Raw genomic sequence first — 17,302 nt, 5'->3', positions numbered from 1 at the left:
CCTCGTGATGGGCCGTTGTCGCCTCCCCGAAAAATGCTGCGGGGAAGGATAAATCATGATTAACTCATTTCAACCTGTAGTTAGAATCGGAGAAATACACTAACATCTACATGTTCTACGGATTCAATTGGAATTTTAATTTCACATCCAGAAGGTATGAGCATGGCAAGTGTTTGGGTTTCGTAAGGAAAAGGCAGGCAGCAGCGACATCGGGGGCATCGACGTTCCCCGTATTTACGCCGTAGGTTACTGTTGCGTACTTACGCGCTATGCCCGAAGCGCTTAAAATTCAGTCGACACTTGAATGCCGTCCCGGGAGAGCATGGCATGATTGGCATGGGAGATCTAAGCAGAATGACGAGGCCGCGCAGCCGTCACTGGACCGCCATCGGGGTCACCAGCGGAACGGCGTGCCTTGTCGCTCAAACCGCAACGGCGGCGGATGACGCAGCGAGCCAGCCCTATCACGCCGCGCTGACCGATCATGTGCCCGGCTTCATCACCGCGCCCGGGCAGACCGACTATCTCTTCATTGCCGTCATCGTGCTGATCCTGCTGATCATCCTCGCGATCGGCAATTTCTACTTCCAGCTCCATGCCGTTCCCGAGCGCATCGCGCACCGGGCCAACAAGGCGCAACTGGAGGTCGTCGCCGTACTGGCGCTGATCTCCCTCTTCACCCACAATCATATCTACTGGATCATCGGCCTGCTCCTGGCCATGGTCCGCATTCCCGATTTTTCGACGCCGCTTTATTCCATCGCGCGGTCGATCGCGAGGCTCGCGAACCGAAGTCCCGAAGCTGGCGTCTCTCTGGGCGCCCCCGTTCCTTCGACTGAAGCCCATCCGGCTGAAGACCTTAAGGAATCTCCGGCTACGACAACCCCATATCATGCGGCAACCGGCGCTCCCGCCGGCGCACCGACCGCTCCTGGCCCGGCGCCGCATCCGCAGCCCGTGCAGCAGATCGTCAAGACCGGCACCCAGAGAGAAGGTATCTGACCATGCTGGAACTGATCCTCTGCTCGATGCTGACCATTTTCCCCGATTATCTCTTCCGCCGCTATGTGCAGGGCAAGCGCATCGGCCAGGAGATCACCCTCTACAGCATGTGGTACGAATTGCGCTGGGGCATCTCGGCCTGCTTGATCCTGACGATCTCACTGATCACCATGATCTTCTATTTCCACCCCTCGACAAAATCCGTCACCGCCGTCTTCCGCACCGTCACCATCCTTCCGGAAAGCATCGGCCGCGTCGATGAGGTCTTCGTCGGCATCAACCAGAAGGTCGAGGCCGGCGCGCCGCTCTTCCGCCTCGACGATTCCGCCCAAAGGGCCGCGCTCGATGTGGCGCACAAGCAGATCGCCGAGGTCGAGGCCCAGACCAAGGTGGCCCAGAGCGAGCTTGCCAGCGCAGACGGCCAGATTCGCCAGGCCGAAGGCGCCTTGCAGGTCTCGATCGACGAACTGCAGATGAAGACCCAGCTTCTGAAAAATGATGCTGTTGCCCGACGCGAGGTGGACCGGCTCACCAACACTGTCGAAAGCCAGCGAGGCATGGTCAGCGCCGCGTATGCCGCCAAGGAAACGCTGCAGACCAAGCTCGCCGTGCTCCTGCCGGCGCAGAAGGCAAGTGCCGAGGCAGCCCTCGCCCAGGCCCAGGTGGAACTCGACAAGACGGTGGTCAGAGCCGGCGTCGCCGGCACCGTCCAGCAGTTCACGCTGCGCCCGGGTGACGTGCTGAACACCATGCTGCGCCCGGCCGGCGTGCTGGTGCCGAGCGAGGCCGGCCGCGGCACGCTGATTGCCGGCTTCGGCCAGATCGAGGCGCAGGTGATGAAGCCCGGCATGGTGGCCGAAGCGACCTGCGTCGGCAAACCCTTCGCCATCATTCCCCTTGTCGTCACCGAGGTTCAGGATGTGATCGCCGCCGGCCAGCTGCGCCCGACCGACCAGCTTCTCGATGTCTCGCAGCTGGCAAGCCCCGGCACGCTGACCGTCTTCCTGCAGCCCCTCTTCCCCGGCGGCCTTGATGGCGTGCCCCCGGGCGGCAGCTGCATCGCCAATGCCTATACCAACAACCACGATGCGCTCGCCGACCCCAATATCGGCACCTTCAAATCGATCGGCCTGCATGTGATCGACACCGTCGGCCTGGTGCATGCGATGATCCTGCGCATGCAGGCGCTGTTGCTGCCGGTGCAGACGCTCGTGCTGACAGGGCATTGAGGAGGGTCCTATTCGGCAGCGCCGCAATTGATAGCAAGGCGCTGTCGAGCTACCACATGGGCATGACTCATTTTGGAAACGAGATCGTTCCAGCGGAATTTCCCGAGCTGAAAATGCTCGCATGGAACAGCAGTCCCGCGCGTCCCATTGCTGCCGGCGAAGCCTTTGCGCTCTATGAGCGGAACTGGCGTTTCGTCGATCGCGGCAAACTGACCCCTCATGAGAAGCTTCTGATCGAGGAGTTGACCGAAGAATACGGTCACGGCATCACACTGGTTTAGCGGCCCCGGCATCAGGCATCAGATGAACCCCGCAGACGACGATTTCTCTCAGGCGCTTGCCCTCATCCCGGAAGGCTACAGCGAAGGCAGCTTCGAAGCCGGCCGTTGGGGCGTCACCGTCAAACGTTCGCCTGACGGCAAGCGCATCTGGCTCTATGCCGAGGATCTCGCCGGCAGCGATATCGTCAGCTTCAACCTCTATCTGCTGGAGGCGAGCGGCAGCACGCTGAAACCCTGCGAAATGTCGTCCGCGAAAGTCATCACCTTCGTACACGGCTACCGGCCCGACAAGGATCAGCCGATGCTGCCGGCAAAGCGCTCGGACCACCGCTGACGCTGAAACGCCTCGACCACGAAATCGACGAATACCCGCGTCTTCAAGGGAAGCAGCGTCCTGTTGGCGTAGTAGACGGAGATCGGCCCGATATCGACATACCATGACGGCACGAGGCGGATCAGTTCGCCGCTGTCGAGATAGGGCAGCGCATCGGCCTTTACGAGCAGCGTCACCCCGAGCCCGAGAAGGGCGGCAGCGCGCATGGCGACGGGATCGTTGACGACGATCCTTGCCGGCAGGTCGACGGGCCGCTCCTCGCCCGCGGCATTGCGCATCTGCCGCTGCGTCATGCGCCCCGTGCGCAATGATTTCATGACGATACCGTCGAAAGCTGAAAGCCCGGCCGGATCGGCCGGCGGCACGCGCCCCCGCATATAGGCCGGTGACGCCACCACCACGAGATGGGCCGGCGCCAGTGCACGCGCCACCAAGCCGGGGGCGAGCTCGAAGCCGCCTCCAACAGCTGCATCATAACCCTCGGCGATGAGATCGACCGGCCGGCCCTCGAACATCCATTCCGGCTGCACCAGCGGATAGCGCGCCATGAATTCCGGCAGCAGCGGCAGGATATAGCCGATGCCGAAAGTTGGCGGCAGGCTGACCTTCAGGACACCTGCCGGCTCTGCCTGCTCGCTGGAAATCCCTGATATCGCCCCCTGCAGCCCTTCCAGATGATCGCGCACCGACAGAAGGAAACGCTCGCCCGCCTCCGTCAGCGTCAGGCTGCGGGTGCTGCGGTAAAAGAGCCTGATCTTCAGATTGGCCTCAAGCGCCGCCACATTGCGGCTGACTGCCGCCGGCGTCAGGCCGAGGCGCCGTGCAGCTCCCGAAAAACTGCCGAGCTCGGCGCTGCGCACGAAACATTCCAGGTTGGCCAAACTCTCCATCCAAAAAGCCTTTTCATCAGCCGCCATCTTCAAGAAACACTTGAAGCTGATAGCGCGGATTACAGGCTAATCAAAGAGGAATGCCGGCACGATATTCACTCCATCGAAACGAACACGACATGCAGAAAGGAAACTTGCCATGTCCATCGGTATCATCGGCGCCGGCAATATTGGCGCAGCCTTTGCCCGCGCGCTTGCCAGGAACGGCATTGCCGCCACCATCGCCAACAGCCGCGGCCCTGAAACGCTCGGCGAGCTGTCTGCCGAACTCGCCCCGCACCTCACCGCCGCGACGATTACGGAGGCCGCCAGCGCCGATATCGTCCTCGTCGCCGTGCCCTGGTCGAAGCTGCCGGCAGCCCTGTCAGGCTTGCCGCATTGGGCCGGCCGCATCGTGATCGATGCCAATAACCCGATCGAGGCGCCGCTCTTCAAGCCGGCCGAGCTCGGCGGCCGTCTGTCGAGCGAAATCGTCGCCGATCTCGTGCCCGGCGCCCGCCTCGTGAAAGCCTTCAACCACCTCTTCGCAAACCTCGTCTCGGGCGATCCGAAAGCCGAAGGCGGCAACCGTGTGCTCTTTTATTCGGGAGACGATATCGAGGCGAAGTCGCAAGTCGCTGATATCATCACCCGCCTCGGCTTTGCCGGCGTCGATCTCGGCCCGCTGAAAGTGGGCGGCGCCCTGACGCAGTTCCCCGGCGGCCCGCTGGCGGCGCTGAACCTCGTCAAGTTTGGCTGAGGGAGACGCGCCATGTCACCTCTCGAAACGGCGCAGACCTTCTTCGCCCACTGGAGCGCCAACCGCATCGACGAAGCCGTCGCCATGCTGAGCGATGATGTGCTCTACGACAACGTGCCCCTGCCCGATATCGTGGGTCGCGAAAACGTCCGGAAGTTCCAGACGGACTTCGGCATCGGCACCGCCTTCAAGGTGGATTGGAAAATTACCGGGATCGCAGTCTCGGGCAATGTCGTGCTGAATGAGCGCATCGATATCTTCACCCATGAGAATGGCGGCCAGATCACCCTGCCGGTCATGGGCACGCTGACGGTCGAAAACGGCAAGATCACCGTCTGGCGCGACTATTTTGACCTTGGCAGCTTCGAGCGGCAGCTGGCGGCGATCAAACGGTAACTGCGGCGCCGCCCTCATTCGATGGGAGAGCCTGGGACCCGGATCACCGGCACGCGGAATAGGGGCAGATTTAATAGAGCACCCTTAAAGCCATTGAACCGGGCTCGTGTTCAGTCACAACCCTGTAATAGGTACGCATGTTCTCGCGCTCTTTCTCGTAAGTCCACTTCAAACCCCATCTGCATTCGTCCGTCATGCACCCACGGCTCTTCGATTCGTACACATCGAGTTGAAATGCCTCGCCATTGATCTCACCGGTGATCGAGCCGGTTTTCCCTTTATCCTTCGATATGAGTTCAAACGCCCCTGTCCGACCATCCAGACAGTAGATCTTCCCGTGATAGATTCGCTCGCCGGTTTCCAGCTTCCAGAAATTCGTCTTCACCTCCGACACGCTATAGCGCCCCCTGCATTGCTGGCTTTTGGCCGAGCCGATCTCAATCGTTCCCCCCATCTGCTCACTCTCGTTGTGCGCGGTCACCTTTCCGAGCACCGGAGTGCCCGTTGCGAGATAGCTTCCCTCGACACCACGGACAAAATTATACGAGCATCCCGCGAGCGCGAAGCAGATAGCCGTCACCAAGCCGGCAAGCATCAAACCGTGGACCGCCTGTGAACATCTCAATAAAGACAGCAAGCCTATATCTCCGTGTTCATTTTTATGTTCTCGGATGCCAGAATGAGCGATGAGGAGCGAAAGTCAGGAATGGGCCAACAGACGAGGACGGGCCGCCACGCATTAACTTCTAGCGAAAGATGTATTAATATTCAAACCGTGGTGTTTCCCCACACCGGAAGGGGGGAACAGTTGCCAGCACATCGAGGATCCAGCGCCGTCTCCCATGTCATGGAGACGCTAGATAATGAACATGGCCGGCGCTTCGGAGACATACCCTTTTGCGAAATGCCGATACTGCGGCCAAGCCCGCTCCTCACACCCCACGCATGTTCCCCCACAGCAGCACATGCAGTTGCGGCAGAACCCGGGCGCTGAACCAGCGGTCCGACGTAACCCTGTCGACCAGCCAGCGCATTCGGTTCAGGATACCGTCGAGATCAATCCTATCGTTGTCGTTCACCGGCGGTGTATGATTGCCGGGCTGCAGGAAGATCGGCAGCGTGTCGAACGCTCCGGCGACGGACTTGGCGAAGGCATAATCGTCTTCGTCGAAGATGACGATCTTCATCGCGATGTCAGGGCCATCGCCGGCTGCCTTCACGCAGTCCCTTAAAGCCGCCACATCGAAGGCCATGTGGCTGGAGGGCGGTTTCGGGCTGAGGATGAGGTGATCGAGCCGCGCAAACCAGTCCTTGGCGATCGAGCCCTGCGTTTCCAGCGCGAACCGATAGCCGTCCCGCTTGCCCCGCTCGATCAGCGGTCCCAGCGGCTGGATGGCCGGGTTGCCGCCGGACAGAGAAACCGTGAGCGCACAGCACCCGGACAGCGTCTCCACCTTCGCCCAGATCTCGTCCACCGCCATCGGCAGCCATTCGTCGCGATAGGCGCTGTCGACGGCGTGCAGCGTGTCGCACCACGAACAGCGATAGTCGCAGCCGCCCGTCCGCACGAAGACGGTCGGAAGCCCCGAAAGTGGCCCCTCGCCCTGGATCGTCGGCCCGAAGATTTCGCTGATGCGGATCTTCTGCTCCCGCCCATCAGTGTTTTCCAGGCCGGTCATGCCCGGTACTCCGCCCATGTCTTCGGCGTTTCGCTGACCCTGACGGCGGAAGTTTCCGGCAGGCGCTGCTTGCACCAGTCGTAAAAATGCCGGGCGAGCCATTCCGACGTTACCCTGTCATGGCCGAGCGCCTCGTTCAGGTGCCTGTGGTCGAAATTGTCGTCGATATAGCGCTTGAGCGGCGCAAGCTCATGATAGTCGCGCACGAACCCGTCCTCGTTCAGCTCGGCAGCCGCAAGCTCGACGACGACGATATAGTTATGCCCGTGCAGGCGCTTGCACTGATGCCCCTCGGGAAGATGCGAAAGCTGGTGAGAGGCGGAGAAATGAAATTCCTTGGTGATGCGGTACATCACTTCGCCTCCTCTGCCTTGAAGCCGCCGCCCCTGAAATCGGCAGTGGCGGCGACCCAGAAATCCGGATCTTCGTAAATAGTGGGGTCCGCAACACCCGCGAGATGGAAGGCCTCGCGGCGCTCGACGCATGTCCCGCATCGCCCGCAATGGGCAGCCCCTCCCTTGTAGCAGGACCAGGTCTCGCCGAACGGCGTCTGGTGTTTGAAACCGTCGGCGACGATGTCGGCCTTGGTCGCGTTCACATAGGGCGCGAGCAGCGTCACATCGGCATAGCCTTCGAGGGCATGGCGCTGCATCGTCTCGAAGGCCGAAATGAAGCCCGGTCGGCAGTCGGGATAGATGAAGTGGTCGCCCCCATGGACCGCGATCGCCACGGCATCGGCCTGGCGCGCGGCGGCAAGCCCGAAGGCGATGGACAGCATGATGGCATTGCGGTTCGGCACCACCGTCGCCTTCATCGTCTCCTCGGCATAGTGTCCGTCCGGCACCTGGATGTCGTCCGTGAGCGCCGAGCCGGTTAGGTGCTTGCCGATGCCGGAGATGTCGATGATATCGTGCGGCACGTTGAGCCTGCGGGCGCACAGAGCCGCAAATTCCAGCTCCTTGACGTGCCGCTGGCCGTAATTGAAGGAGATGAGGCCGATAAGCTGGTGCTCCGCCGCCATGGCATAGGCGAGCGAAACGGAGTCGAGTCCGCCGGAGCAGACGACAAGTACTTTCATGTCAGGATCCCTTGTTTTGTTGAACCGGGTGGGCTGCGACCGGTTAGCGGGCATCTTCTAGACGCGCGGAGGGGCCATGTCCAGATATGAAACATCGAGAGGTTTCATATCTACGCTCCGAATTCGTCGTAGCCGCCGGCAATCGCCTCTTCGGCGAGCCTCAACAGCGGTTCGTAATCGTCATCGGAAAGCACTTCGAAACGGATAAGTCCCAGCGTGTCGCGCACGGCTGCGAGCGCGGGCTCCGCAATGGCCGCAGCAAGCGCCTGCCGCAACTGCGTCAGCCGCTCGCCGGATGCGTCCGCCGCCGTGATGAAGGGCAATCCCGGCCCGGAAACAGTCTCGGCGAGGATGCGCACGCCGCAGAGCCGCTCAGGATCGAAACGCTGGATATTCCCGAAGGTGATGCAGTCGATCGCCGCGCAATCCGCCCTTCCTTCCGAGACCGCGTCGATGCTCGCCCCATGGCTGCCGGTCTCGATGACGCTGGCGAAGAACCGGCCATCTTTGGCAAGCGGCGCCACGGATGCCCGAAAGAGATTGCAGCCGGAATTACTGTCGCGACTGTTGATGGCGGCAATGCCGCCGCGCAGATCCGCCAATGAGCCGGCTGCGTTTTTACTGCTGAGGATGATGAAGCTGCGCATGAACGGCCCGTCGCAACCGGGATGGCAATAGACCGGCGTTGCCACGAGCTGCACCCTGCCCCGCAAGGTTTTTACATAGGGATAACCGCAGGTCTGCGAGAGCAGGAGATTGGGCTGGAACCACGCTTCGTCATGAGCGAGATCGGTATCGAGAGCTTCGGGCAAATCGACAACCCCTGCCGCTGCCAGCTCCCCGCGAAGAAACGCCCAGAGATCGGCAGTGGCAGCCGCAAGCGGCGGCGGTGTGACATACATCGCCATGCTGGCGAGAGACACGCCGTTTCCAACCTCTGTCCCGGTCCGCAGGGGTCGCTCAGCCGCATTCACTGCTGCTGCAACGCCAGTCGCACGCCGAGCGCCATATAGATCGAGCCGATCACCTTGCCCTGCCAGCGGCCGATCGTCCGGTTCCTGGCGAGCCAGCCGCGCACCGAGCCGGCGCCCAAGGCAAGCGCCGAGGTCACGCCGATGCTGAACACGACGAAGATGATGCCGAGCAGCGCGAATTGCCCAATCACCGATCCGCTCTCCGGATGGATGAACTGCGGCAGGAAGGCGAGGAAGAACAGCGCCGTCTTCGGGTTCAGGATTTCCGTGAATATCCCCTGCCGGAAGGCCTTGCCGGGGCTGATCTCGGGTGCCGCCGCCAGATCGAGATTGCTGGACTTTTCGATGAAGGCACGGTATCCGAGATAGATGAGGTAGGCCACGCCGATATATTTGACCACTTCGAAGGCGAGCGCCGAAGTCGCAAGCAAGGCAGAAAGGCCGAAGGTCGCCATGGTGGAATGGATGAGGTCGCCGGCCGCAATGCCAAGCCCCGTTGCAATGCCGGCCCGCCGGCCGCCGCTGACCGATCGGGCGAGAACCAGGAGCGTCGCCGGGCCGGGAATCACCATCAGCCCGAGGACGACGAAAATATAGGTCGTCAAAACAGCAATACTCATCTTTACCTTCCATTGCCTGAAATATCCACTTTCAGATTAACGGCTTCGGCCGGAAGCGCAATATTTCATAAATTTACGCCGCGACGGCCACCGGGACCCCGGCTCCCGCGACAACACCCTTGCGCACAGCAGGGAATGAGCGCAGGATTCGATTGCCGGCAGCCACTTCAAGGGCGCTGCCGGTTCAGGACGCTGCCGGTTCAGAATGCATGTCCTGGCCCCAACGAAAGGAGGAGGCGATGTCTTCCGACTTTTATCCGCCAAGCCTGTCGCGCAATCTCATCCGGACCGGCGCAGCCGGTTACCGTGAAAATGTGGCGCTCGGCATTCTCGATCGTGCCGAAGTGGCAGCCGCCGGGCGGCCGGGCCAGAGTTTCGGAGCCTCCGGAACCTTCACGGCTTTTCCCGATTTCAGCCACGGCCCGAATGCGCTGCGCACCCGCTCCCCAGGATTGCCACAAGGGCAACCGCGTCACGCATTGGCAGCCTCTCTGGACAAGCATTCCGGCATCGAACTCCCTCCCATTTGATGCCGCAATATCAGATCCGTCCCGCATCAGCACATCAGGAGGAAACCATGGCGAAAGGCCAGATCCGTAGCCACCGCGAAGTCCGCAAGCCGAAAAAAGACCGCTCTGCCGCAGCGGCACCCGCCGCAGCCCACGGCATGCAGGTCAAGATGGCAAGCAGCAGCAGTAGCGACAAGAAGAAATAGTGCCGACCCGCTCCGGCGCGACGGCCCTCCGGCCGTCCCGCGAACACCCGGAAGGATAGCAACATGACCGCCGACAAGCGCGCAGCGGAAAATCTCTTCCGCGCGCCAAAGCCTAAAAGAGCCTCGCCCGAAAAAGCCTCCGATGCCGAAAAGCTTCAGGATATCCGCAAGCGGCTGCGCCTGAGACAGCGCGAAATCAGGCAGGACGAACGCCGCGAGCGCCAGAAAACGCGAGCGACACCGCCCGCCGCCTCGTCCTGAAATTGTCTACCACGCTTCATTCAAAGAGTTCGGCGTGGGTACCGGCAGTAACGAACACCACCAGGTTCTTCCTTTCGTCCACGGTGTAGATGAGAAGAAAGTCGCCGCCGATATGACATTCTCGATGATCTTTCCAATCACCCGTCAGTTCGTGGTCCTTCATCTCGGCAGGCAGTGGGCCATCGTTGCCGACGATCAAACCAATGACCCTCTTCAGTGCGACCATGTCATATCGGCCGGATCTGGAGAGTCGCTCCCAATCCTTTTGAAATTGCTTGGTATGGTTTGATTGTCGCGGTATCGAAGCCCGCTTGGTGGAGGCGGGCTTCGCTCGGTCCTTATCACTTCGCAAGCTTGCTGCCCTCGAGCGACTGAATCAGCTCCTCGGCACTATCGAAGTGCTTGCCATGGCCCGCCTTGATTGCTCTTGCTTCTTCCATGGCAGCGATCGTCCTGGCGTTCGGTCGAGTCAACTCGACCGGAAGAGCCTTATCTCGGGCAATTCTGGTCAAGACGATGCGGATGATATCAGAGGTGGTCAACCCAAGGCTATCAAGGACCAGGGCGGCATCATCCTTCACGGAAGAGTCGATACGGGCACGAACATACGCGTTTGCGGCCATCTTCAGCCTCCTTATCATTTCGATCTGTATGTAGCCCAATTGAGCAACATATTCAAGAAACGATAATCGACGAAGTCCGGTTCACCGACGATGTGTTCACCTCGCCCTTGGATTTCCCTCACTCTTCAAAAGGCGCCTGCGCGACAAGATCGACCGAGGATGTCGGAACCGCATAACCGGGCAGGAGACGTTCGCCGAAATCCCGCACGAAATTTGTCACTGAGGATAAGGCTGCGCGAGCCAACCCCCCATCCAGCGAAGGTTTACCCATGCCGGCAGGCGTGGACTGAGCCGCCGCGACACGGCCGCCATCCGCAGCTAGAAAGCGTCTAACTCAGAACGCTTTTGGAAGACCCGCTTGCTTCAGCGTTTCATTGGCCGTGTGCCGGGATTTGACACCATGATCGAACGTGAAATGGCGATCTGAAATCGGACTGAACCAAATTTCATGGTCGCCTTTTCCCGGCCGAACATATTTGCAGCCGGCTTTCAAAAGTAACTCTTTAAGTTCCTTGAGATAGCCGGCCATGCGGTCAGTAGGTGGGATTGGGAATGCGAACGAGCTGCTCAGCCATGATATGGACAGGGATTTCCGGTAGGTCAGACGTAAATCCGTTCAGTTCCAAAAGATCCGTTATGGCAGCGATAACCTTGGGCTCGAGAGCTTCCAGGCTATTGGCCTCGACGGCCAGTCCATCGATGTCGTTACTGCTGGCGATCCAGACGGCAGCCTCTTCATCCCACTCGGCGCGCACAATGATCGATACGTGCTTCATACGATGAGTTCTCCAAATCGGACAGGATTGTCCGACACGTACACGCGCCACCGGTGTGGCTCGCTCTGGTGTCATGTGCACATATGTAGCGGAAAGAAAGTGAATTTTTAGTAGAGCGATGTCCGCGGTCGTGATCTCCGGGCAAACCCGGCTTTCTTCGCCCGGAACGCCGAAGGCCCACCCCTCACGCCTCTGCCTCAGCCGGCAGGGTGAAGATGAAAGTGGTCCCGCGCGGCTCGTTCGTTTCCGCCCAGAGCTGCCCGCCATGCGCCTCGACGATCGAGCGGCAGATCGCGAGCCCCATGCCCATCCCCTGCTCTTTCGTCGAAAAGAACGGCTCGAATATCTTGTCCGGAAATTCGATGCCGGCGCCCCGGTCGCTGACTTCGATGCGCATCATGCCGTCGGCCTTGCGCACCCGCACGCCAAGCAGCTTGTCTCCGGCAACGGCTTCCATCGCATCCATGCCGTTGCGCATGAGGTTGATGAGGACCTGCTGGATCTGCACCCGGTCGAAAGGAACCTGCAGAACGATGTCGTCGCTGTCGATATCGAAGCGAATATCGCGCCGCGCGGCCTCCTCGGCGAGCAGATCGCCAGTCTCGACGATGACGCGGCCGAGCGTGACGCAATCGCGCTTGTCTTCGGCACGCTTGAACAGGGCGCGGACGCGCTTGACGACATCGCTTGCCGAATTGGCGCTGATGATGATGCGCTCCAGGGTTTTCTGCGCCCGCTCTAAATTCGGCGGCTCCGTCATCAGCCAGCGCCGGCAGGCGTCCGAAGAGCTCAGAATGGCCGAAAGCGGCTGATTGACCTCATGCGCGATGGAGGCCGAAAGTTCCGCGAGGCTCGCCGCCTGGCTGGCGCGCGCCAGACTTTCCTGCGCCGCCAGCAGCTTTTCCTGTGCCCGCACCTCGCCATCGATATCGAGGCAGACGACGTTCCATTGCACGATAGCGCCTTCGGCGTCGCGCATCGGTGCCGCGCGTGTCTCCACCCAGCGATATTCGCCATCGAAACGGCGCAGCCGATGCCGTCGGGCATAGGGTTCGCCGGTGGCAAGCGCATGAGCATAACGCTCCTTTACATCAGCGACTTCATCAGGGTGGATGCCGGCATCGAGCGTGCCGGCCAGCCGGGATTTTCCGCTCCCGTCCAGCGCCTCCAGATCATAGCCGAGGAATTCGCGCAGCCGCTGGCTGCGGAAGATCGGCTCGCCCTTGGGATCGGCGCAATCGATCATCGCCGGCAGGGTTTCCACCAGCTGACGCAGGAACCGCTCGCTTTCGCTGAGGGCCTCCTGGGTGGTGACCATGTCATGGATATCGGTGCTTACACCATACCAGCGAAGGATGGTGCCGGCCTCGTCCCTCAGCGGCTGCGCTCTGGTGTCGGTCCAGCGATAACTGCCATCGGCGCGGGCCTGGCGGTATCTCTGGGAATAGGGTTCACCCGTGGTGAAGGAATGCCGGATCGCCCGCCGCGCCGCCTCCCGATCGTCAGGATGGATGACGCTGAGCGACGGCAATCCGTCGGGCCCAATCATCTCTTCGAGCGTTGCGCCCGTCACCTCGATGAAGGGCTTGTTGACATAGATCGGCCGCCCGTCCGCCGACGTGCTCCAGATCAGCGCCGGCACGGTGTCGATGAGCTGCTGCAGCTGCCGCTCGCGCTCGCGCAGCGCTGCCTCGGTGCGCTTGTAGGCGTCGATATCGACAGTCACGCCATACCATCCGGTAATGCGCCCCTGCCCGTCGCGTGTCGGCCGCGCTGCGGCGCGGTGCCAGACATAGGCGCCATTGGCGCGCAGCACCCGGTATTCGAAATTCCAGTGCTCGCCGGTCTTCAGCGCATGGCGCAGCGTCGCGGCGGCCTCCTCACTGTCATCGGGGTGCACGCCGCGCTGCCAGCCCTGCCGCCCGCCCTCGATGAAGGGCTTGCCGTCGAGCAACAGGTTCAGATCTTCGAGCGCCATGGCAATCGAGGTCTGCGCCGTCGGTGTCGCATAGGTGAATTGCCCGGATGCATCCATCGCCCAGGCGCCGCCATAAAGGTTCTCGATGGCGAGTGCGGCGCGCACCGCCTCGCCGGTCTCGCCGAGCTCGCTCGCCGTCGTCCACCGCTCGTCCTGCCGCGCGACGGCCGGATCGACCGCGACGCTGGTGCCATATTTCGGCTCCACCCGGAACTCGACCCATTGGTAGCTGCCATCCGGCTGAAGCTTGCGGAAGCTGCTGACCTGCGGAATGCCGTGGAAGAAAGCTCGCGCACGCGCCTGCTCCACCGTCGCCCTGTCATGCGGGTGAACCTCTGCCATTGGCGGCAAGGTGTCTGATGCCGTCATATCGGCGGCAGAAACACCGGGATCGTCCGCAGCGAGTTCGTTGCGCGGAGGCGCGATTTCGGTATCGATGACGGTACCGTACCATCCGGTGATGACGCCGTTGCCGTCGCGCAGCGGCTGTCCCGTGCTGCGCGTCCAGCCATAGCCGCCGGTGGGGCGCAGCATGCGACTGTCAACGCTGTAATGCTCGCCCGTCTGCAGGCAGCGTCGCCACAGCGCTGCGGCAACCTCGTAATCGTCGGGATGGATGGCCCGCTTCCATCCGAATTCCTTGTTGGCCAGCGGCGCATTGAAGTCTTCCAGGGTAAGCCCCAGAAAGGCAAGGACGCTCGGCGTCACGTAGAGGAAGGCTCCGGCGGCATCGGTAGCCCAGGCAATGCCCGTCAGCCGCTCCACCGATTTCGCCGCCCGCACGGCATCGGCATCCAGCCTCTCCGCCATCCTGCCGGAAAAGATCGGCCCGAGAGACAGCGAAAGCGCACAGAAAGCCGCCCATGCCAGGGCAGCCTCGCGCATTCCGGCATCAAGCACGGCTGCCAGAAGCGCGCCCCCGAGACCCGCCGCCAGCATGACGTAAACCGGCCTGACGACACGGCCGCGCGCATACAGAAAAGCCGCGACGACAGGACCGATGAGCCCAAGCGGCGACAATGTCAGCCAGGACACCGCAAGGCCGACGAGGCAGGCGGTGACCGCAAGCCCAAGACGCCGGTGAGAGAGATCCGCCATCAGCATGGGCCCATCCCGCCATCGGGCAGAGGCTGAAAACGATTGGCGGCGCGGCCGCTATCGGCCGCTGGCGTCCGGTCGCATGGAGGCATGGTTCGACCTGATCCCATCATGTCAGAAGATTAGAATACCCTGTCTTTGTCGAGGATAGCGCCGCCGGACGCAATTGGAAGAGCACCGGCCGTCGCAGGCATTGCGGCCCGCAAGACCCCGTCCGGCACCGGTTCAGGCCCGCTTGAGGGCTGCAAGATCGCCGCTCTCCAGCGCCGGCAGATTGGCCTCGATCTTGTCGATCGGCCAGTCCCACCAGGCAAGGTCGAGGATCTCGCTGATGACCTCGACGGAAAAGCGCATGCGGATGATCGCAGCCGGATTTCCGCCGACGACGGCATAGGGCGGCACATCGCGAGTGACGACCGATGCGGCAGCGACGATCGCGCCCGCACCGATCCGGACACCGGGCATGATGACGGCATCATGGCCGATCCAGACATCGTTCTCGACCACCGTATCCTTCACCGGCAGATCCTTGTAGCCGAAGGTTTCCGGCTTGAAGATGCGGAACGGATAGGTGGTGATGCCGCCCATCGGGTGGTTGGCCGAACTGGTGATGAAATAGCTGCCGCGGGCGATCTGCACGAACTTGCCGATGATGAGCTTCTCGCGGCAGCCCGGCCCCAGATAGGGCGCGAGGATCTCGGCCGTCTCCTCCAGCTTTCCGTAATGGGTGAAATAGCTGTAATCGCCGATCTCCATACGCGGATGATCGATGACATTCTTCAGATACATCGTCGTCTTCGAAACCCGGCCATCGGGATGGGTGACCGGAAAGGCAAGATTCGCATCGAGAAGCGGCATGAAGAGACCTTTGCTGAGAAGGGAATCCGGAGGCGGGATTCCGTATACCCGATCCATCTGCAGTATCCAAAATCTCTCAAGGCCAGCACCGCCTGCCGCACCGGTCGAGATTCACGTCGGCAACTGAGGCTCGCTGCCTTCGGCCCTTCATCGCCCTCTCATATGCCGGTGGTAGCAAAGCAAATGGCGGCCGCCTTATGGACAGAGCGCCGCCGACGCCTATCTGCCGCATCTGTAAATCCAACTGGAGGGAAAGCAATGTCAGAACTTGTAGTGCTTGGTTTCGATACTGCCGACAAGGCGGATGCCGTGCTCAACCGACTCGTCCAGCTTGAAAAGGAATATCTCGTCGATCTCGAGGATGCCGTCATCGCCGTGCGCGATGCTTCCGGCAAGGTGCGCCTCAAGCAGAGCGTCAATCTTACCGCAGCGGGTGCTGCAAGCGGCGGCCTCTCCGGCGCGATCTGGGGCACGCTCGTCGGCCTGCTCTTCCTCAATCCGCTGGCCGGCATGGTTGTCGGTGGGGCGGTTGGTGCCGGCTCTGGTGCGCTCGCCGGCACGATGACCGACTACGGCATCGATGACGATCTCATCAAGAAGCTGGCAGACACCATCCCCATCAACAGCTCCGCCCTATTCCTGCTGATCCGCAAGGTACAGCCGGAAAAGGTTCTGGCCGAATTCAAGGGCGAGCACGCCACCCTCCTGCGCACCTCGCTCTCGCCGGAGCAGGAAGAGCAGCTGCGCAAGGCGCTGGCAAACGAAGCCGCTGCTACGATGCCTGCGGCGTGAGCAAGCTGATGCCGGGCGCAAAGCTTGCGGCCGGCACTTCTGTCTCCAGATTGAGGTGTCGGTCAATGCAGTGCGGCGCCTACAGTCTAAATTCGACGAATACTTCCCCTCCGTCACTCCTGTGCTTGTCACAGGAATCTAGCCACACGCGTCCGCGCGGTGAATGACTCGCTTGCCGCAGAGGAAAAAGTCTCTCCTGCCCAAGGACTTGGGCAGGCTGGATTCCTGTGACAAGCACAGGAATGACGGAGTGGGGAGGAAGCGTTGGTGCCACAAGAGAGGTTCCTGCGTAATCTGATCAGTGCACTTTCTCGTCTGCCAGCCCACCACCGTAGTCGCTACGGTATCACCACCAGAACCGGCGCCCCCATCACCAGCGTCACCTCCTCGCTCTTCCCCGCCGGGGAAACTACCCTCGCCTCGCCCGTCTTGCGGGCGCGGTCGAGCTTGGCGAGGATCTGTTTGCCGCCCTTCAGCCCGCAGATGGAGAGCGCCCCGATTGCACCTGGCTCGATGCCGTCGCTTGCCGCGAAGAACAGCACGGCATCGTCCCAGATCGAAAGCGGACCGGAAGAGGCGCGCACCTGGGCGGCGATGATGGTGTGATGGCGGCTGGCGCCGATGGCGGGCAGCGCCCTGTCGAGCACCGCCTGCGGCAAGGGCTGCGACTCGGGAAGCGGGCGGACTTCGCCATCCTCGCCGATCGTGGCGGACAGCGGGATCCTTGGCCCCAGGCCTTCGCGATCCGCGGTGATGCCGGCGTGGTGCATGACGTCGGTGACGGAAACGCCGAGGAAGGCTGCGATCTCGGCCGCCTCCTCCATCGTCATGCGGCGTTTGCCCGAGAAGGTGCGGGAAACTGCGGAGGCATCCTTGCCGAGATGGCGGGCGAGCGCGCGCAGCGACTGGCCCTTGCCCTCCAGCTGGCGATGAAACCAGTCGCCATCGATCTCAGCCATCAGCGTCCCCATGCCTATAT

23 protein-coding genes and 1 pseudogene are annotated in these 17,302 nt (G+C 61.7%); 10 read left to right on the top strand and 14 right to left on the bottom strand.

Annotated features, from left to right (window positions below; all coding sequences use genetic code 11):
* Nucleotides 1-474 precede the first annotated feature (474 nt).
* The 4 genes and pseudogenes from EV281_RS32065 to EV281_RS16260 form a co-directional block, all read left to right on the top strand.
* A pseudogene (locus tag EV281_RS32065) lies at nt 475-792 on the top strand (hypothetical protein); the annotation flags it as partial.
* Nucleotides 793-1,004: 212 nt separating this feature from the next.
* Nucleotides 1,005-2,231, top strand: coding sequence for a biotin/lipoyl-binding protein (locus EV281_RS16270; protein ID WP_132654098.1), 1,227 nt, complete (start codon nt 1,005-1,007; stop codon nt 2,229-2,231).
* A gap of 56 nt (nt 2,232-2,287) precedes the next feature.
* The gene (locus EV281_RS16265) at nt 2,288-2,512 is read left to right on the top strand and encodes a hypothetical protein (RefSeq protein WP_245508278.1); all 225 of its coding nucleotides are present in this window, start codon (nt 2,288-2,290) and stop codon (nt 2,510-2,512) included.
* Nucleotides 2,513-2,534: 22 nt separating this feature from the next.
* Nucleotides 2,535-2,846 carry a hypothetical protein gene (locus tag EV281_RS16260; RefSeq protein ID WP_132654097.1) on the top strand — a complete coding sequence of 104 codons (312 nt, stop codon included), beginning with the start codon at nt 2,535-2,537 and terminating at the stop codon, nt 2,844-2,846.
* On the opposite strand, the gene EV281_RS16255 is transcribed toward EV281_RS16260, so the two are convergent.
* On the bottom strand, nt 2,807-3,736 hold the full coding sequence (locus EV281_RS16255; RefSeq protein WP_132654096.1) for a LysR family transcriptional regulator: 930 nt from the start codon (nt 3,734-3,736) through the stop codon (nt 2,807-2,809). The genes EV281_RS16260 and EV281_RS16255 overlap by 40 nt on opposite strands.
* A 139-nt stretch (nt 3,737-3,875) precedes the next feature.
* Here EV281_RS16255 and EV281_RS16250 point away from each other — a divergent pair, with 139 nt between their 5' ends.
* Together EV281_RS16250 and EV281_RS16245 are read left to right on the top strand one after the other, a co-directional pair.
* Nucleotides 3,876-4,475, top strand: a complete 600-nt coding sequence (locus EV281_RS16250) for an NAD(P)-binding domain-containing protein (RefSeq protein ID WP_132654095.1) — start codon at nt 3,876-3,878, stop codon at nt 4,473-4,475.
* Nucleotides 4,476-4,487: 12 nt separating this feature from the next.
* Nucleotides 4,488-4,871, top strand: coding sequence for a limonene-1,2-epoxide hydrolase family protein (locus tag EV281_RS16245; RefSeq protein WP_132654094.1), 384 nt, complete (start codon nt 4,488-4,490; stop codon nt 4,869-4,871).
* A 70-nt stretch (nt 4,872-4,941) separates the two neighbouring features.
* Here the strand turns inward: EV281_RS16245 and EV281_RS16240 are convergent, their stop codons facing one another.
* From EV281_RS16240 to EV281_RS16215, 6 genes are all read right to left on the bottom strand, one after another.
* Complete coding sequence (locus EV281_RS16240) at nt 4,942-5,508, bottom strand: hypothetical protein (RefSeq protein WP_132654093.1); 567 nt, start codon at nt 5,506-5,508, stop codon at nt 4,942-4,944.
* A 295-nt stretch (nt 5,509-5,803) separates the two neighbouring features.
* Entirely contained in the window at nt 5,804-6,550 is a 747-nt protein-coding gene (gene queE, locus EV281_RS16235) for a 7-carboxy-7-deazaguanine synthase QueE (RefSeq protein ID WP_245508277.1), read from the bottom strand.
* Nucleotides 6,547-6,903 (bottom strand): 6-carboxytetrahydropterin synthase QueD, encoded by a 357-nt coding sequence (gene queD, locus EV281_RS16230; protein ID WP_132654091.1) that lies wholly within the window; start codon nt 6,901-6,903, stop codon nt 6,547-6,549. Before queD ends, queE begins: the two co-directional genes overlap by 4 nt.
* Entirely contained in the window at nt 6,903-7,628 is a 726-nt protein-coding gene (gene queC, locus EV281_RS16225) for a 7-cyano-7-deazaguanine synthase QueC (RefSeq protein ID WP_132654090.1), read from the bottom strand. The genes queD and queC overlap by 1 nt, the downstream gene beginning before the upstream one ends.
* A 110-nt stretch (nt 7,629-7,738) precedes the next feature.
* The gene (locus tag EV281_RS16220; RefSeq protein ID WP_132654089.1) at nt 7,739-8,551 is read right to left on the bottom strand and encodes a PhnD/SsuA/transferrin family substrate-binding protein; all 813 of its coding nucleotides are present in this window, start codon (nt 8,549-8,551) and stop codon (nt 7,739-7,741) included.
* A 47-nt stretch (nt 8,552-8,598) separates the two neighbouring features.
* Nucleotides 8,599-9,222: a LysE family translocator gene (locus tag EV281_RS16215; protein ID WP_132654088.1), complete on the bottom strand. Its 624-nt coding sequence runs from the start codon at nt 9,220-9,222 to the stop codon at nt 8,599-8,601.
* Nucleotides 9,223-9,461: 239 nt separating this feature from the next.
* Here EV281_RS16215 and EV281_RS16210 point away from each other — a divergent pair, with 239 nt between their 5' ends.
* From EV281_RS16210 to EV281_RS16205, 3 genes are all read left to right on the top strand, one after another.
* A complete protein-coding gene (locus EV281_RS16210) occupies nt 9,462-9,752 on the top strand; it encodes a hypothetical protein (RefSeq protein WP_132654087.1) in 291 nt (96 codons plus the stop codon).
* A gap of 47 nt (nt 9,753-9,799) precedes the next feature.
* Nucleotides 9,800-9,937 (top strand): hypothetical protein, encoded by a 138-nt coding sequence (locus tag EV281_RS31170; RefSeq protein ID WP_165911902.1) that lies wholly within the window; start codon nt 9,800-9,802, stop codon nt 9,935-9,937.
* A 63-nt stretch (nt 9,938-10,000) separates the two neighbouring features.
* Nucleotides 10,001-10,198 carry a hypothetical protein gene (locus EV281_RS16205; protein ID WP_132654086.1) on the top strand — a complete coding sequence of 66 codons (198 nt, stop codon included), beginning with the start codon at nt 10,001-10,003 and terminating at the stop codon, nt 10,196-10,198.
* 16 nt (nt 10,199-10,214) lie between these two features.
* On the opposite strand, the gene EV281_RS16200 is transcribed toward EV281_RS16205, so the two are convergent.
* From EV281_RS16200 to EV281_RS16175, 6 genes are all read right to left on the bottom strand, one after another.
* On the bottom strand, nt 10,215-10,550 hold the full coding sequence (locus EV281_RS16200) for a type II toxin-antitoxin system YafQ family toxin (RefSeq protein ID WP_132654085.1): 336 nt from the start codon (nt 10,548-10,550) through the stop codon (nt 10,215-10,217).
* Entirely contained in the window at nt 10,540-10,821 is a 282-nt protein-coding gene (locus EV281_RS16195) for a type II toxin-antitoxin system RelB/DinJ family antitoxin (RefSeq protein WP_132654084.1), read from the bottom strand. The genes EV281_RS16200 and EV281_RS16195 overlap by 11 nt, the downstream gene beginning before the upstream one ends.
* 334 nt (nt 10,822-11,155) lie before the next feature.
* Nucleotides 11,156-11,350, bottom strand: a complete 195-nt coding sequence (locus EV281_RS16190; protein ID WP_132654083.1) for a type II toxin-antitoxin system HicA family toxin — start codon at nt 11,348-11,350, stop codon at nt 11,156-11,158.
* 4 nt (nt 11,351-11,354) lie between these two features.
* Complete coding sequence (locus EV281_RS16185) at nt 11,355-11,597, bottom strand: DUF1902 domain-containing protein (protein WP_132654082.1); 243 nt, start codon at nt 11,595-11,597, stop codon at nt 11,355-11,357.
* Between the two features lie 184 nt (nt 11,598-11,781).
* A complete protein-coding gene (locus tag EV281_RS16180) occupies nt 11,782-14,679 on the bottom strand; it encodes a PAS domain-containing protein (RefSeq protein WP_245508276.1) in 2,898 nt (965 codons plus the stop codon).
* 219 nt (nt 14,680-14,898) lie between these two features.
* Nucleotides 14,899-15,531: a CatB-related O-acetyltransferase gene (locus EV281_RS16175; protein ID WP_132654354.1), complete on the bottom strand. Its 633-nt coding sequence runs from the start codon at nt 15,529-15,531 to the stop codon at nt 14,899-14,901.
* A gap of 258 nt (nt 15,532-15,789) precedes the next feature.
* On the opposite strand from EV281_RS16175, the gene EV281_RS16170 reads away from it, so the two are divergent.
* Nucleotides 15,790-16,323 carry a DUF1269 domain-containing protein gene (locus EV281_RS16170; RefSeq protein WP_132654081.1) on the top strand — a complete coding sequence of 178 codons (534 nt, stop codon included), beginning with the start codon at nt 15,790-15,792 and terminating at the stop codon, nt 16,321-16,323.
* Nucleotides 16,324-16,661: 338 nt separating this feature from the next.
* On the opposite strand, the gene EV281_RS16165 is transcribed toward EV281_RS16170, so the two are convergent.
* Nucleotides 16,662-17,282 (bottom strand): helix-turn-helix transcriptional regulator, encoded by a 621-nt coding sequence (locus EV281_RS16165; RefSeq protein WP_132654080.1) that lies wholly within the window; start codon nt 17,280-17,282, stop codon nt 16,662-16,664.
* Nucleotides 17,283-17,302: the final 20 nt, after the last annotated feature.

The organism is Rhizobium sp. BK418 (assembly GCF_004341105.1).
Taxonomy (GTDB): domain Bacteria; phylum Pseudomonadota; class Alphaproteobacteria; order Rhizobiales; family Rhizobiaceae; genus Rhizobium.
Note: the sequence above shows the minus strand (reverse complement) of the source record. Positions and strands in the feature narration are given on the sequence as shown.